General features: G+C 70.0%; 13 protein-coding genes and 1 pseudogene. 9 read left to right on the forward strand and 5 right to left on the reverse strand.

Annotated features, from left to right (window positions below):
• The first annotated feature begins 74 nt into the window (after positions 1-74).
• Positions 75-953: a ribokinase gene (locus MAA44156_RS12800; protein ID WP_080555734.1), complete on the forward strand. Its 879-nt coding sequence runs from the start codon at positions 75-77 to the stop codon at positions 951-953.
• Here the strand turns inward: MAA44156_RS12800 and MAA44156_RS12805 are convergent.
• Positions 950-1762: a GntR family transcriptional regulator gene (locus MAA44156_RS12805; RefSeq protein WP_019732662.1), complete on the reverse strand. Its 813-nt coding sequence runs from the start codon at positions 1760-1762 to the stop codon at positions 950-952. The genes MAA44156_RS12800 and MAA44156_RS12805 overlap by 4 nt on opposite strands.
• Before the next feature lie 82 nt (positions 1763-1844).
• On the opposite strand from MAA44156_RS12805, the gene MAA44156_RS12810 reads away from it, so the two are divergent.
• From MAA44156_RS12810 to MAA44156_RS12830, 5 genes and pseudogenes are all read left to right on the forward strand, one after another.
• Entirely contained in the window at positions 1845-3275 is a 1431-nt protein-coding gene (locus MAA44156_RS12810; protein ID WP_009975987.1) for an MmgE/PrpD family protein, read from the forward strand.
• Positions 3276-3287: 12 nt separating this feature from the next.
• A pseudogene (locus tag MAA44156_RS12815) lies at positions 3288-4173 on the forward strand (isocitrate lyase/PEP mutase family protein).
• Positions 4164-5411, forward strand: a complete 1248-nt coding sequence (locus MAA44156_RS12820; protein WP_009975985.1) for a 3-isopropylmalate dehydratase large subunit — start codon at positions 4164-4166, stop codon at positions 5409-5411. Before MAA44156_RS12815 ends, MAA44156_RS12820 begins: the two are co-directional and overlap by 10 nt.
• Positions 5408-5977 carry a LeuD/DmdB family oxidoreductase small subunit gene (locus MAA44156_RS12825; RefSeq protein ID WP_009975984.1) on the forward strand — a complete coding sequence of 190 codons (570 nt, stop codon included), beginning with the start codon at positions 5408-5410 and terminating at the stop codon, positions 5975-5977. The genes MAA44156_RS12820 and MAA44156_RS12825 overlap by 4 nt, the downstream gene beginning before the upstream one ends.
• A 139-nt stretch (positions 5978-6116) precedes the next feature.
• Entirely contained in the window at positions 6117-6524 is a 408-nt protein-coding gene (locus MAA44156_RS12830; protein WP_009975983.1) for a hypothetical protein, read from the forward strand.
• Between the two features lie 48 nt (positions 6525-6572).
• Here MAA44156_RS12830 and MAA44156_RS12835 read toward each other — a convergent pair whose 3' ends face one another.
• Entirely contained in the window at positions 6573-8615 is a 2043-nt protein-coding gene (locus tag MAA44156_RS12835) for an NAD(+) synthase (RefSeq protein ID WP_009975982.1), read from the reverse strand.
• A gap of 59 nt (positions 8616-8674) precedes the next feature.
• On the opposite strand from MAA44156_RS12835, the gene MAA44156_RS12840 reads away from it, so the two are divergent.
• Both MAA44156_RS12840 and MAA44156_RS12845 read left to right on the forward strand, forming a co-directional pair.
• The gene (locus MAA44156_RS12840) at positions 8675-9217 is read left to right on the forward strand and encodes a cysteine hydrolase family protein (protein WP_009975981.1); all 543 of its coding nucleotides are present in this window, start codon (positions 8675-8677) and stop codon (positions 9215-9217) included.
• Between the two features lie 17 nt (positions 9218-9234).
• On the forward strand, positions 9235-10083 hold the full coding sequence (locus MAA44156_RS12845) for an SIR2 family NAD-dependent protein deacylase (protein WP_009975979.1): 849 nt from the start codon (positions 9235-9237) through the stop codon (positions 10081-10083).
• A gap of 11 nt (positions 10084-10094) precedes the next feature.
• Here the strand turns inward: MAA44156_RS12845 and MAA44156_RS12850 are convergent, their stop codons facing one another.
• Positions 10095-11372, reverse strand: coding sequence for a cytochrome P450 (locus tag MAA44156_RS12850; RefSeq protein ID WP_011724312.1), 1278 nt, complete (start codon positions 11370-11372; stop codon positions 10095-10097).
• Between the two features lie 104 nt (positions 11373-11476).
• Here MAA44156_RS12850 and MAA44156_RS12855 point away from each other — a divergent pair, with 104 nt between their 5' ends.
• Complete coding sequence (locus MAA44156_RS12855; RefSeq protein WP_009975975.1) at positions 11477-12127, forward strand: TetR/AcrR family transcriptional regulator; 651 nt, start codon at positions 11477-11479, stop codon at positions 12125-12127.
• A 14-nt stretch (positions 12128-12141) separates the two neighbouring features.
• Here MAA44156_RS12855 and proB read toward each other — a convergent pair whose 3' ends face one another.
• Both proB and obgE read right to left on the reverse strand, forming a co-directional pair.
• A complete protein-coding gene (gene proB, locus MAA44156_RS12860) occupies positions 12142-13245 on the reverse strand; it encodes a glutamate 5-kinase (protein ID WP_009975973.1) in 1104 nt (367 codons plus the stop codon).
• Positions 13242-14720 carry a GTPase ObgE gene (gene obgE, locus MAA44156_RS12865; RefSeq protein WP_009975971.1) on the reverse strand — a complete coding sequence of 493 codons (1479 nt, stop codon included), beginning with the start codon at positions 14718-14720 and terminating at the stop codon, positions 13242-13244. Before obgE ends, proB begins: the two co-directional genes overlap by 4 nt.
• Positions 14721-14736 lie beyond the last annotated feature (16 nt).

Below are 14736 nucleotides of genomic sequence, written 5' to 3' on the forward strand. Positions count from 1 at the left end.
ACGCGGATCCACGGCAAAAGGCCCGCGCCCCTGGCCTGGTTTGGCCGCCGGGACGGCGACTAACCTCGGCGCCCATGACAGACGTCTGTGTGGTGGGCAGTGTGAACCTCGATCTGTCGCTGGCCGTCGACGCGCTGCCGCGGCCCGGCGAGACGGTGCTGGCGTCGTCGTTGCGGCAGGCCCCCGGCGGCAAGGGGGGCAACCAGGCGGTGGCGGCGGCGCGGGCGGGCGCGCGGGTGCAGTTCGTCGGCGCGGTCGGCGACGACGCGGCCGCCGGGCAGTTGCGGGCGCACCTGCAGGCCAACGGGGTCGGGCTGGACGGGGCCGTCGAGATCCCCGGTCCCAGCGGCACCGCGATCGTGGTCGTCGACGCCAACGCCGAGAACACCATCGTGGTCGCCCCGGGCGCCAATGGGCGGTTCACGCTGAACGACGAGCGTGCCCGCGCGGTGCTCGCCGGCTGCGACGTGATGCTCACCCAGCTCGAGATTCCGGTCGCCACTGCGGTCGCGGCGGCGCGGCACGCCCGGTCCGGCGGAGCGGTGGTCGTGGTGAACGCGTCGCCGGCAGGCCGGGACCCCGACTCGTTGAGCGAGCTGGCCGCCGCCGCCGACGTGGTGATCACCAACGAGGAGGAGACCAGCGAATGGCCTTGGCGGCCAAGGCACTTGGTGGTCACCCTGGGATCGCACGGTGCCCGTTACGTCGGCGCCGACGGCGAGTACTCGGTGCCCTCTCCCGACGTCGATGCGGTGGACACCACAGGTGCCGGCGACGTGTTCGCCGGGGTGCTGGCGGCGAACTGGCCACTCGAGCCCGGTTCGCCGGATCAGCGGCGGCTGGCGTTGCGACGGGCCTGCGCCGCGGGTGCGCTGGCCACCCTGGTGCCCGGGGCCGGGGATTGCGCGCCGCGGGCCGAGGAAATCGAAAGGGCCTTGCGTGGTAAGTCTTAGCCGCGCGGGCCGCCGACGTCGTGGGCGATCCGCAGGCCGTCGCCGGTCTCCATGTCGTCGGCGGACTGGCTGAGCAGCACCCGACTTCGGCTCGGCGACAACAGCGCCGAGACGTGGTGGTGCGGACGGTCGCCGACGTAGACGAGCCGGTTGACCCTCAGCAGGGCGGCACCGATCGGCACGTCGAGCAGTTGCGCGTTGCGCGGACCGGCGATTTCGGCCGTGATCTCGTGCCGCACCCGATCCACGGCGACCCCGTTCGCCGACAGCAGCTCATACAGCGGCGCGCGCCGCAGCGCGCGCTCGGTCAGCACCGGGGCCAACTCCGGCGGCAGCCAGGCGTCGGTCACCATCAGCGGCTCGCGGGTGCGGCGCTGCCGGCGCACCCGCACGATGTGTAACAACTCGCCGGAGCGCCCCAGGGCCTCGGCGACCGCCCGGGGCGCGGACCGCACCCCCAGCTCGACGACTTCGGCCTCGGTTTCAAACTGGGTCTGCCGCAGTCCCTGCAGGTATGAGCGCCCTGTCGGCACATCGGCCGGATCATGCTGGCGTACAAAGGAACCCACGCCCTGCCGGCGCTCGATGTAGCCCTGCGCGGCCAGGTCCGCCAGCGCCCGTCGCACCGTGATGCGAGAGACCCCGAACTGATCGCACAGCGTCTGCTCGGTGGGCAACGCCTCGCCCGGGGCGATGACGCCGCGGTCGATTTCGTCGTGCAACACCAGAAACAGCTGGCGGTGCAACGGCACACCGGCGGCCGCCGTCACCGGGCCGGCCTTGTCGCTGCGCTGCTGCACGATGCCCAATGCTTCCACACCACCTCGCTTGCGGGATTCGATTTGTTGTTATAATCATATAACAAATAACCACACGGTCCGAGGGGGAGCCATGACCGCCCTGCAGCAGGAGACAGTCACCGATCCGGTCGGGCCCACCGGGCTGCTCGCCACCTGGGTCGCCGAGCTGACCCTCGACGACGTCCCCCCGCCCGTCGTCGACCGCGCCAAGCACCTGCTGCTGGACGGCATCGGCTGCGCCCTGGTGGGTGCGCAGCTGCCGTGGTCGCGCATCGCCACCGACGCCGTCCTCGCCCTGGAGGGAAGCGGCGACAGCATCGTCATCGGAACCGGCCGGCGGACCAGCGCACCCGCGGCCGCGGTCCTCAACGGCACGTTCATCCAGGGCTTCGAGCTCGACGACTTTCATCCGTTGGCCCCGCTGCACAGTTGCTCGCTGCTGATCCCGGCGCTGCTGTCCACGGCGGCGACGCGGTCGGCGACGACGACCGGCCGCGAGCTGCTGCCGGCCGCGATAGCCGGGTTCGAAGTCGGTCCCCGCGTCGGCCACGCCCTGCACGGCACCCAAATGCTGGACCGCGGATGGCATTCCGGTCCGGTCTTCGGCACGCACGCGGCGGCGATGGCGTCCGGCAAGCTGCGCGGGCTGCCGCCGGCGCAACTGGAAGACGCCCTGGGGCTGGCCGGCACCCAGTCGGCCGGTCTGATGGCCGCGCAGTACGAGGCGATGAGTAAGCGGATGCACCACGGCCTGGCGGCGCGCAACGGCTTTTACGCGGCCGGCCTGGCGGCCGCCGGCTACACCGGCATCAAGCGGGTGTTCGAACGCGAATACGGGGGTTTCCTCAGTGTATTCGGTGAAGGCCACGATCCCGACGCCGCCGCACTGACCGCCGACCTGGGCCAGCGCTGGGAGACCTCGCTCATCATGGTCAAGTCCTACGCCGCGATGGGCGGGCTGCACGGGGCCATCGACGCGGCCCGGAGGTTGCGGAATTCGGTTGCCCCGCAAAACATCTCCTCGGTCGACATCACCGTCGGGGAGACCGTGTACAAGCACGGCTGGTGGCTACCGGAGCGGCCGCTGACCCCGATCGGCGCTCAGATGAACATCGGGTACGCCACCGCGGCCGCACTGCTCGACGGCAACGTGCTGCCCGAGCAATTCACCGCGGCCCGCCTCGATGCCGACGACATCTGGGCGCTGATCTCGGCCACCCGAGTGCATCTCGACGAATCACTGGCCGACGCCGACATCACCGAGAAGTTCCGCACCGACCTCGCTGTCACCACCCGCGAGGGAACCGTGCACCGCGCCCGGGTGGCGCTGCCGCACGGCGCGCCCAACGATCCGGTCACCAACGACGAAGTAGTGGCGAAGTTCCACGCGCTGGCCGACCGGGTGACCAGCCGCGGCCGCGCCGCGGCGATCGAACGCGCAGTGATCCGACTCGACGACCTGACCGACGTCGAGAACCTGATGGACCTGCTGGCCGACCCCGTCGCTGGGGCACTGGACTGACAAGGAACGAAGATGGCCACCACACCCGCCCGCAGGCGGCTCAGGCAATTGCTGGACAACGGCGAACTCATCGTCGCCCCAGGCGTTTTCGACGGGCTATCGGCGCACCTGGCCCGCCGGACCGGCCACGTTGCGGCGCCTGACCGGCGCCGGCGTGGCGGCATCGGGGTTCGGGCTGCCCGACATCGGCCTGGTCACCGCGACCGAGATGGCGGATCGGGCGGCGATGATCGCGGCCGCATTGGGGGATGTCCCGCTGATCGCCGACGCCGACACCGGTTACGGCGGCCCCATGAACGTGGTGCGCACGGTTCGCGCCTACGACGCGGCCGGGGTGGCCGCCATCCAACTGGAGGACCAGGTGTTTCCCAAACGCTGCGGTCACCTGCCCGACAAGCAGGTCGTCGACGCCGCGGTGTTCGAACAGACGCTGGCCGCCGCGCTGGACGTCCGATCCGACGACGACCTGCTGGTGGTGGCCCGCACCGACGCGCGCGGCCCGCTCGGGCTGGACGCGGCGATCGAGCGCGCCAACCGGTACGCGCGCGCGGGGGCCGACATCGTCTTCGTGGAGGCGCCGCACGACGCCGGCGAAATCGAGCGCATCGCAACCGAAGTCGACGCACCCCTGCTGATCAACCTGGTGCTCGGCGGCCTGACGCCGCTGCAGTCGGCGGCGCGGCTGCACGAGCTGGGTTACGCCATCGCCATCCACCCCGGCGACCTGCTGATGCACACGACGTTCGCGATGCTGCACAGCCTGTGCGGCCTCAACGGCACCGACCCGGCCGCCCATCTGCCGGCGTCTCCGGGCGATTTCTTCGACTTGGTGGGCATGGCGCACTGGCGGGCCCTCGACGAGAAGTACGCACACACCGGGGGCCGCACATGGGCATGACCGTCATCGAGAAGATCTTGGCCCGCAAGGCCGGGCTGGACTCCGTGTCATCGGGCGACACCGTCGTCGTAGACGTCGACATGACCGTCCTGATCGACCTGCAATTCGCCACCATGTGGATATCCCCCACCCGGATTCACGACCCCGACAGGCTCGCGGTGATCATGGACCACGCGGTGCCCGCGCCCACCATCAAGGACGCCGACGGCGGCCGGCAGGCCCGCAGGTTCGTGGCCGACTTCGGCATCGAGCGCTTCTACGACGTCGGCCGGCACGGCATCTGCCACCAGGTGATCGCCGAGAACGGGCTGGCCCGTCCGGGAGAAGTGCTGGCCTGCACCGACTCTCATACCTGCGCGGCCGGCGCCTACAACAACGCCGCCCGTGGTCTGGGGCCCGCCGAAATCTACTCGATCATGTGCACCGGCACCACCTGGTTCCAGGTCGCGCCGACCATCCGCTACGAATTCCACGGCGCCAAGCCGGAGGTGGTGAGCGGAAAGGACATCTTCCTGCACATCGCCGACGAGTACGGTGACGCCCCCAACCGGAACCTCGAGTTCGGCGGGCCGGGCCTGGCCGGCATCCCGATGCACGACCGGCGGACCATCGCCACCCAGGGCGCGGAGGTGTCCGCCGATTTCAGCACCTTCGAGCCCGACGACGTGCTGACGTCGTTCCTGGCCGAACGCGGTGTCGTCGAATACGAGGCCGTCACACCGGATTCCGACGCGGCATACCACGACGTCCGACGCGTCGACCTGGCGACGCTGGAACCCTACGTGGCACGGCCGGGCACCGTGAGCCGCAACGGTTCACCGGTGTCGCGGTTGGGCAGGCAGAAGATCGACCAGGCCTTCATCGGCTCCTGCGCCAACGGGCAGCTGGAGGACCTGCGCATCGCCGCCGAGGTGCTGCGCGGCAAGACCGTCGCGCCGGGCGTGCGGCTGCTGATCACCCCCGCCTCGCAGGCCGTGTATCGAGAGGCCTTGCGGCGCGGCTACCTTCAGGACCTCGCCGACGCCGGCGCCGTCGTCACCAATTCCACCTGCGGGGCCTGCTTCGGCTACCACATGGGCCTGCTGGGGGCCGGCGAGGTGTGCATCACCGCGAGCACCCGCAACTTCACCGGCCGGATGGGCAGCACCGAAGCCGAAATCTTCATGGCCTCGCCGGCCACCGTCGCGGCGTCCGCGGTCGCCGGCTACATCACCGACCCGAGGAGTGTGACCGCATGACGCTGCGCTCGCTAATGTTCCGCGGCAAGGTCTGGGTGTTCGGCGACAACCTGAACACCGACGCCATGTACCCGGCGTTCGCGATGAAGACGCAGCCCGCCGAAGCCGCCAAACACGTGTTCTACCAGGTGCGGCCGGGCTGGACCGACGAAGTGTCGCCGGGCGATATCGTGCTGGCCGGCAAGAACTTCGGGCTGGGTTCGTCGCGACCGGTGGCGGCGTTGTTCGTCGAACTCGGCGTCGCGGGGCTGGTCGCCGAGGAATTCAACTCGCTATTCTTCCGCAACGCCGTCAACTCCGGGCTGCCGGCCATCACCGTCCCCGACGCCACCGCGGTGTTCCGCGACGGCGACACCGGCACCTTCGACCTCGCCGAGGGCAGCTGGCGCAACGACACCACCGGCGCCTCGGGCACCGTCCCGAAACTTCCCGACCTGATCCTCGACATCATCGACAGCGGCGGTGTGCTGCCCCGGCTTGCCCGGCAGGGATACCTGCCCGGCGAGCTGGCCGACCTGCTGCGCTCGCCCACGGTGGCGATGCGCGGCGCGGGCAGCGGCGCATGAGCGCTCGACGCCGCCGTTGCCGACACCGCGCAACCCCGCTGACCTGCGGTTGGCAGTGTTTGGCAGCGTAGCGCGTCGATCTGGCAGTGGTGGGCGAGCAGCCTCGGTGGCGACCTGTCAGCCCTCGGAAAGGAAAATCATGTCCGCCACCACGATTGACCGCACCACCGGCCGGGACGGTTTGCTCCGCCTGGCCATGCGCGCCGACGCCGCCATCAGCGGGCTGGTCGGCCTGGCCGGTATCCCGCTGGTCGGCTGGCTCGCCGAGGTGTCCGGCACCACCACGGCCTTCGAGTACGGCATGTCCGCGTTCTTGATCGGTTACGGCGTGCTGGTGTTCGGGCTGGCCGCGCTGCCCTCGGTGCGCCGCGCCGGCATGGCCGTCATCATCGGCAACCTGCTTTACACCGCGGCCGCCGTGGTGCTGGTGCTCGCCGACGTGTTCCCGTTGACGTCGACGGGTGTGGTGTTGAACCTGGCGGCCGGCGTCTACACGCTGGTGTTCGCCGAGCTGCAATACCAGGGCTGGCGGCGCGCCAGGGCGTGAGGTTCGGGGCCCGCTCGGCGAACCCGGGCGGGCCCACCGCCGCCGTTGCTAGTCCTCGGGGACTTCGCGTTCGATCTCGTCGAGCCAGATGCGCGCCGACATGTCCGACGGGGCGCGCCAGTCGCCGCGCGGCGAGAGCGCACCGCCGTGCGACACCTTGGGGCCGTTGGGCAGCGCCGAGCGCTTGAACTGGCTGAACGAATAGAACCGCTGTACGAAGACCTGCAGCCAGTGCCGGATTTCCTTGAGCGAGTAGGACGGTCGCTTGTCCTCGGGGAAGCCGGGCGGCCAGTTGCCCTGCTCGGGATCGCTCCACGCATGCCAGGCCAGGAACGCGATCTTGGACGGCCTGAACCCGTAGCGCAGCACATGGAACAGCGAAAAGTCCTGCAGCGCAAACGGACCCACCTTGGCCTCGCTGCTCTGCAGTTCCTCCTCCTCGCCGCTGGGCACCAGCTCCGGGGTGATCTCGGTGTCGAGCACCGACTGCAGCACCGCGCCGACCTCCGGCGCGAACTCCTCCGACGAGATCACCCAGCGGATCAGGTGCTGGATCAGCGTCTTGGGCACCCCGGCGTTGACGTTGTAGTGCGACATCTGGTCGCCGACACCGTAGGTCGACCAGCCCAGCCCCAGCTCGGAGAGATCGCTGGTGCCCAGCACGATGCCGCCGCGCTGGTTGGCCAGCCGGAACAGGTAGTCGGTGCGCAAGCCGGCCTGCACGTTTTCGAAGGTGACGTCATACACCTTTTCGCCGCGCGCGAAGGGATGGTCCATCTCCTTGAGCATCAGCTGGGCGGTCTCGCGGATGTCGATCTCGGAGAACGTCACCCCCAGTGCTCGGCACAGCTCGATCGCGTTGCGTTTGGTGCGGTCCCCAGTGGCGAAGCCGGGCAACGTGAACGCCAGAATGTCGCTGCGCGGCCGTTGTTCGCGGTCCATGGCCCGGGCGGCGACGATCAACGCGTGTGTCGAGTCCAGCCCGCCGGAAATCCCGATGACGAGTTTGGGGTAGTCCAGGGCGCGCAGCCGCTGTTCCAGCCCGGCGACCTGAATGTTGTAGGCCTCGAAGCAATCCTGTTGCAGCCGTTCGCGATCGGCGGGCACGAAGGGAAAGCGCTCGATCTCACGCCGCAAGCCGATGTCACCGGCCGGCGGGTCGAGCCGGAACTCGATGCGCCGGAACGACTCCGACGCGATCCGGTGATGGCGCCGGTTGTCGTCGAAGGTGCCCATCCGAAGTCGTTCCGAGCGAAGCAATTCGGTGTCGATGTCGGCGATGCTGCGCCGCTCCCCCTTCGGGAACCGCTCCGACATCGCCAGCAGCACACCGTTTTCCCACACCATGGTCTGGCCGTCCCAGGCCAGATCGGTGGTGGATTCCCCTTCGCCGGCAGCGGAATACACGTAGGCGGCCAAGCATCGCGAGGACGCGGAACGCGCCAGCAGGCAACGGTCCTCGGCGCGTCCGATCGTGATGGGGCTGCCGGACAGGTTGGCCAGCACCGTCGCGCCGGCCAGCGCGGCCTGCGCGCTGGGCGGAATCGGCACGAACATGTCCTCGCAGATCTCCACGTGCAGCACGAAACCGGGCAGGTCGGAGGCGGCGAAGAGCAGATCCGGGCCGAACGGCGCCTCGAGGCCGGCGACGCGGACGGTGCCGCGCTCGTCGTCGCCCGGCGCGATCTGACGGCGCTCGTAGAACTCCCGATAGGTGGGCAGGTAGGACTTCGGCACCACACCGAGCAGCGCGCCGCGATGGATCACCAGCGCGGCGTTGTAGATCCGGTGCCGGTGCCGCACCGGGGCGCCGACCACCAAGACCGGCAACAGATCGGCCGAGGCCGCCACGATCGCGGCGATGGCCTGCTCCACGTCGTCGAGCAACAGGTCCTGCAGCACGATGTCTTCGATGGAATACCCGGACAGCGTCAGTTCCGGGAAGACGGCCAGCGCCGCGCTGTCGTCGTGGCAGGCGCGGGCCAGCCGCAGCACCGACTCGGCGTTCGCGGCGGGGTCACCGATGACGGTGCGATGCGTGCACGCGGCGACGCGGGCGAAGCCCTGGCTGTAAGCGTTGTAAAAGTCCATCGCCCTTCCATTGTCGCCCCAGGCGTGTCAACTGCTGGCCGCCGGGTATCCCGGACGGCATGAGCGACACTGCTGTGTTGGTGGTCGACATGATGAATTCGTATCAGCATCCCGACGCTGAAAATCTAATACCCAATGTCGAGAAGATCATCGAGCCGTTGACCGGTCTGGTGCGCCGGGCCCGCGAATCCGCCGGCGTCGACCTGGTGTACGTCAACGACAACTACGGCGATTTCACCGCCCAGTTCTCCGATCTGGTCCGCTCGGCGCTCGACGGCGCCCGGCCGGACCTGGTGAAGCCGATCGCCCCGGTCTCGGGCGAAGCCGCCAGCCTGACCAAGGTGCGTCACAGCGCGTTCTATTCGACCGCGCTGGCTTACCTGCTGAGCCGGTTGGGCACCAAGCGGCTGATCATCACCGGGCAGGTCACCGAGCAGTGCATCCTCTACACGGCCCTGGACGCCTACGTGCGGCACTTCCCCGTCGTCATCCCGACGGACGCGGTCGCACACATCGACCCCGAGCTGGGCGCGGCGGCCTGCAAGATGATGGAGCAGAACATGTCCGCCGAGCTGACAACGGCGGCGGACTGCCTCGGCTGACTCGTACCCTGAACAGCGTGACGGTCGGCCGCGCGGAATCCCCGGAACTGGTGGCGGTGCTGGCCGGTCGGCGGATCGCGGTGCTGACCGGTGCGGGCATCTCCACCGACTCGGGCATTCCGGACTACCGCGGGCCCGAGTCGCCGCCCAGCAATCCGATGACGATCCGCCAGTTCACCGGCGATCCGGCGTTCCGGCAGCGGTACTGGGCGCGCAACCACGTCGGCTGGCGGCACATGGACGACACGCTGCCCAACGCCGGCCACCGGGCGCTGGCCGCGCTCGAGGATGCAGCGGTGGTCACCGGCGTGATCACCCAGAACGTCGACCTGCTGCATACCAAGGCGGGCAGCCGAAACGTCATCGACCTGCACGGCAGCTACGCGCGGGTGATCTGCCTGGGCTGCGGTGACACGACGAGCCGCGCCGCGTTGGCCGAGCGGCTGGAAGCGCTCAACCCGGGGTTCATCGAGCGCACCGAGGCGATCGGCGGGCTGGCGGTGGCCCCCGACGCCGACGCGGTCGTCGCCGAGACCGCGTCGTTCCGTTATGTCGACTGTGCGCGCTGCGCCGGCATGCTCAAGCCCGACATCGTCTATTTCGGCGAGAGCGTGCCCAAAGATGTTGTGGCAGCTGCCTATCGGCTCATCGACGAGTCCGATACGCTGCTGGTCGCGGGGTCGTCGCTGACCGTGTTCTCCGGCTACCGGTTCGTGCGTCATGCCGCCGCGCGGGGCATCCCGATCGCGATCGTCAACCGCGGCGACACCCGGGGCGACCACTTGGCCACCGTCAAGGTCGACGGCGGGTGTTCGGAGTTGCTGGCCCTGCTCGCCGACGAGTTATCGCCGCTGCCAACGCATTAGCGCCACACGCGTCAGAAGGTGCACGGCATGGCGCGGATGGCGTGCACGAAATTGCCCGCCAAATAGGTGGGCTCGCCGGCCTGGATGCCGGGCAGCTGCCGGAACAACTCGGAGAAGATGGCCCGCAGCTGCGCCCGGGCCACGTGCGCGCCGAGGCAGAAGTGCAGCCCGCCGCCGCCGAAGCCGACGTGCGGGTTGGGGTCACGGCCCAGGTTCAGCCGTTCGGGATGGTCGAACGCCTCGGTGTCCCAGTTGCCGGACGGATAGAACATGACCACCTTCTCCCCCGCCAGGATGGTCTGACCGCCGAGTTCGACGTCGGCTGCCGCGGTGCGGCGGAAGGTCATCACCGGGCTCGCCCAGCGGATGAACTCCTCGACCGCGGTGCCGATGCGGTGGTCGAAATCCTCGAGCAGCCAAGACTTTTCGTCAGGGAATACGGTGAGCGCCCTGAGGGTGTGGCTGATGGTCTGCCGGGTGGTGTCGTTCCCGGCCACCGACAGCAGCACGAAGAACGCCGCCACCTCCGCGTCCTCCAGGCGGTCGCCGTCGACCTCGGCGGTGACCAGGCTGCTGATCAGGTCGTCGCCGGGCCGCTCGCGGCGCTGGGTGGCCAGGTCGCCGACGACCTGGTGCAGATACATCTGGTTTTCCAGCAGGACTTCCAGCGCCGGGCGCCCGTTGAGGAACTCCGGGTCGGCCCACGAGACCAGGGCGTCGGTGGCGTGCGCCATGCGTTCCCGCTCGGATTCGGGAATGCCCATCATGTCCGAAAGCGTGCGGATGGGTAGCTCCTTGGCGCAGTGGTCGACGAAGTCACAGCCGCTGCCGGCGGCGCGCAGTTCCTCGACGATCGCCTTGGCGTTGGCCTTGATCGAGTCCTCGATGCGGCGCACCTGGCGGGGACTGAGCGCGGCGTGCGCGAGCTTGCGCAACTTGGTGTGCCGCGGCGGGTCCATCGCCAGGAACGACTGCGACGCCTCGAGCAGCTCCGCGGGAATGCTCTCGAACATCACCCCGTGCCCGGACAGGAAGACGTCGTTGTTGCGGCTGACCGTCACGATGTCGGCGCGCCGGGTGACCGCCCAGAAGCCGGGATCGGTGGGATCGGGCAGCAACGAGTCTTCGACCGGCGGATGCCAGCTCACCGGCCGCTCGGCGCGCAGCGCCGCGAACGAGCGTTCCCGCTCCGCGGCGGTGCCGGACCAGAACGCCCGCGACGACAGATCGATCTCGTCGTAGGCGCGGCGCGATCGATCGGTCCCGGACTCACCCGTCAGCACGGCCATGATGCCGTTCCTCTCCGCTATGACACCGGTCACAGCACATCGGCGACGATATTCCTAGACAGTGTGTCTAGTCAATATGTCGAATAGTCGGCTAGGCTGGCCGTATGCCGTCGGTGACCCGCACGCCGCCGGGCCGCCGCAGCCCGGGCCGCGAGCAGCGCCGCGAGCAGCTGGAGCGCCGGCTGTTGGACGCCACCGAACGGCTGATGCGTGACGGCGCCAGCTTCACCGAGCTCAGCGTGGATCGGCTCGCCGGTGCGGCCGGCATCTCGCGGGCCAGCTTCTACATCTACTTCGAGGACAAGGGCCATCTGCTGCGCCGGCTGGCCAGCCGGGTGTTCGGCGAGCTCACCGACGGCGCGCGGCGCTGGTGGAGTGTGGCCGGGCGGCACGACCCCGACGACGTGCGGGCGGCGATGACCCGCATCATCGCCACCTATCGCCGGCATCAGGCGGTGCTGGTGGCGCTCAACGAGATGTCCGGCTACGACCCGCTGACGGCGCAGACCTACCGCGAGATACTGACCGGCATCTCCGGCCAGCTCACCCGGGTCATCGAAGACGGTCAGGCCGACGGGTCGATCCGCCCGCGGCTGGCCGCGGCCACCACCGCGAGCGCGTTGACCTGGATGGTCGAGCGGGCCTGCCAGCAGAACCTACCGGCCCAGCCGCCCGCCTACGACGCGGAGCTGGCCGACACGCTGGCCGAAATCGTTTGGGGCGCACTGTATCTCAAGCCCGCCTCGGGGAGCTGACCGCACGGCACCGCTCACACCGCCACCAGGTCGTCGGCGTGCACCGCGGGCCTGCGCAGCTCGCCGGGCAGCTCACTGGTCGAGCGCCCCATCATGGTCGCCAGTTCGGTGGCGTCGTAGGCCACCACGCCGCGGGCCACCGGCACCGCGTCCGGCCCGCGCAGTTCCACGACGTCGCCGGCGTAGAACCGGCCGGACACCGCGGTGATACCCGCGGGCAGCAGCGAGCGGCGCTGATGCACCACGGCGCGCACCGCGCCCTCGTCCAGGGTCAGCGCGCCGGCCGCCTCGGCGGCGTAGCGCACCCAGAACCGCCGGGCCGACATCCGCACCGCCCGGGCGGCGAACACCGTGCCGACCGAAGCGTCGGTGAGCGCGCTGGCGGCGTCGGCCGCGGCGGCCAGCAGCACGGGCACCCCGGCGTCGGCGGCCAGCAGCGCCGAGGACATCTTCGACGTCATGCCGCCGGTGCCCAGGTCGCTGCCCGGGCCGGCGACCACGCCGGCCAGATCCTCCGCGCCCGTCACCTCCGGAATGAACTTGGCTCCCTTGGTCTTTCGCGGGTCCGAGTCGTAAAGGCCGTCGATGTCGGACAGCAAGACCAGCGCCTCGGCGCCGACCAGGTGGGCCACCAGCGCCGAGAGCCGGTCGTTGTCGCCGAACCGGATCTCGTTGGTGGCCACGGTGTCGTTCTCGTTGACGATCGCCACCGCATGCAGGGCGCGCAGCCGATCCAGGGTGCGCTGGGCGTTGGTGTGCTGGGCGCGCATCGAGATGTCGTGCGCGCTCAGCAGCACCTGCCCGACGGTGCGGCCGTAGCGGGCGAACGCCGCGCTCCAGGAATTCACCAGTGCCACCTGACCGACGCTGGCCGCGGCCTGCTTGGTCGCCAAATCCCTGGGGCGACGGGACAATCCGAGCGGCTCGATGCCCGCGGCGATGGCACCCGACGAGACGATGACGACGTCGGTGCCGGCCTTCATCCGCGCCTCGATGGCGTCGGCGAGCCCGGCCAGCCGGCCGGCGTCGAACACCCCGGCCGGGGTGGTCAACGCGTTGGTGCCCACCTTGACCACCAGGCTGCGCGCCGTGCGGATGGCGTCGCGGTGGGCGGTCACGTGTTCTCACCGCGTTCTGTGGTTCCGCGCTCTGCATCGTCGCCGGTGCGGCGCTGCCTGCGGGCGGCCTTGCGCTCGGCGGCGCCGACCCGCTCGGTGCGCTCCAGCCGCGCGTCGGTACCGCGGCCGGACAGCACAACCTGTTGTCCGGCAGGCGTTTGCGGCTCCCAGTCGAACGTCATGTCCCCGATGGTGACCGCGCAGCCGGGTCGCGCGCCCAGCCGCAGCAACTCCTCTTCGACGCCGAGCCGGGCCAGCCGGTCGGCGAGATACCCCACCGCCTCGTCGTTGTCGAAGTTGGTCTGGCGCACCCAGCGCTCGGGCCGCGCACCGCTGACCACGAACGCGCCCGGCTGCCGCGGATCGGGTTCCACCCGAAAACCGCTGTCGTCGACGGGAACCGGGCGGATCACCGGGCGCCGCGGCACGATCTCCGGCTGGGCGGACTGGTACTCGGAGATCATCTGCCACAGCCCGAAGGTCAAGGGCTGCAACCCTTCTCGAGCCACCGTCGACACCAGGAACACCGGCCAGCCGCGCTCGGCGATCTCGTCACGGACGAACTCGGCCAGTTCGCGCGCCTCGGGCACGTCGATCTTGTTGAGCACCACCGCGCGGGGCCGCTCGGTGAGATCACCCAGCGTCACGTCGCCTTGCAGGGTGGGCGTGTAGGCGGCGAGTTCGGCTTCCAGCGCGTCGATGTCGGAGATCGGGTCACGGCCCGGATCGGCGGTGGCGCAGTCGATGACGTGCACCAGCACCGCGCAGCGCTCGATGTGCCGCAGGAAGTCCAGGCCCAGGCCGCGGCCCGCTGATGCGCCCGGGATCAGGCCGGGCACGTCGGCGACGGTGAAGGTGTGCTCGCCGGCCGACACCACGCCCAGGTTGGGCACCAGCGTGGTGAACGGGTAGTCGGCGATCTTGGGCTTGGCCGCCGAGATCGCGGACACCAACGACGATTTGCCGGCCGACGGGAAGCCGATCAAGCCGACGTCCGCGACGGTCTTGAGTTCCAGTGTCAGCTCACGGGTTTCGCCCGGCTCGCCCAGCAGCGCAAACCCGGGAGCCTTGCGGGCCCGCGACGCCAGCGCGGCGTTGCCCAGGCCGCCGCGTCCGCCCGCGGCGGCCTCGAAGCGGGTGCCCGCGCCCACCAGATCGGCCAGCAGCCGGCCGTTCTCGTCGAGCACGACGGTGCCGTCGGGCACCTTGACTTCCAGGTCGGCGCCGGCGGCGCCGTCGCGGTTGTTGCCCATGCCCTGTTTGCCGGACGGCGCGCTGATGTGCGGATGGAAGTGGAAGTCCAGCAGGGTGTGCACCTGGGGGTCGACGACGAAGACGATGCTGCCGCCGCGGCCACCGTTGCCCCCGTCCGGGCCGCCCAGCGGCTTGAACTTCTCGCGATGGACCGAGGCGCACCCGTTGCCCCCGGACCCGGCGCGCGCATGGATGACGACGCGGTCGACGAACCGAGGCATCGTGGATCCTCTCAGC

It is taken from the genome of Mycobacterium avium subsp. avium (assembly GCF_009741445.1).
Classification (GTDB): Bacteria; Actinomycetota; Actinomycetes; order Mycobacteriales; family Mycobacteriaceae; genus Mycobacterium; species Mycobacterium avium.

Bases quoted from the DNA above. Each gene is read 5' to 3' on its own strand.
- MAA44156_RS12830 (WP_009975983.1), top strand. From the start codon at position 6,117: ATGTCCGCCACCACGATTGACCGCACCACCGGCCGGGACGGTTTGCTC.
- MAA44156_RS12850 (WP_011724312.1), bottom strand. From the start codon at position 11,372: ATGGCCGTGCTGACGGGTGAGTCCGGGACCGATCGATCGCGCCGCGCC.
- MAA44156_RS12820 (WP_009975985.1), top strand. From the start codon at position 4,164: ATGGGCATGACCGTCATCGAGAAGATCTTGGCCCGCAAGGCCGGGCTG.
- MAA44156_RS12825 (WP_009975984.1), top strand. From the start codon at position 5,408: ATGACGCTGCGCTCGCTAATGTTCCGCGGCAAGGTCTGGGTGTTCGGC.
- MAA44156_RS12835 (WP_009975982.1), bottom strand. From the start codon at position 8,615: ATGGACTTTTACAACGCTTACAGCCAGGGCTTCGCCCGCGTCGCCGCG.
- MAA44156_RS12855 (WP_009975975.1), top strand. From the start codon at position 11,477: ATGCCGTCGGTGACCCGCACGCCGCCGGGCCGCCGCAGCCCGGGCCGC.
- MAA44156_RS12810 (WP_009975987.1), top strand. From the start codon at position 1,845: ATGACCGCCCTGCAGCAGGAGACAGTCACCGATCCGGTCGGGCCCACC.
- MAA44156_RS12800 (WP_080555734.1), top strand. From the start codon at position 75: ATGACAGACGTCTGTGTGGTGGGCAGTGTGAACCTCGATCTGTCGCTG.
- MAA44156_RS12840 (WP_009975981.1), top strand. From the start codon at position 8,675: ATGAGCGACACTGCTGTGTTGGTGGTCGACATGATGAATTCGTATCAG.
- obgE (WP_009975971.1), bottom strand. From the start codon at position 14,720: ATGCCTCGGTTCGTCGACCGCGTCGTCATCCATGCGCGCGCCGGGTCC.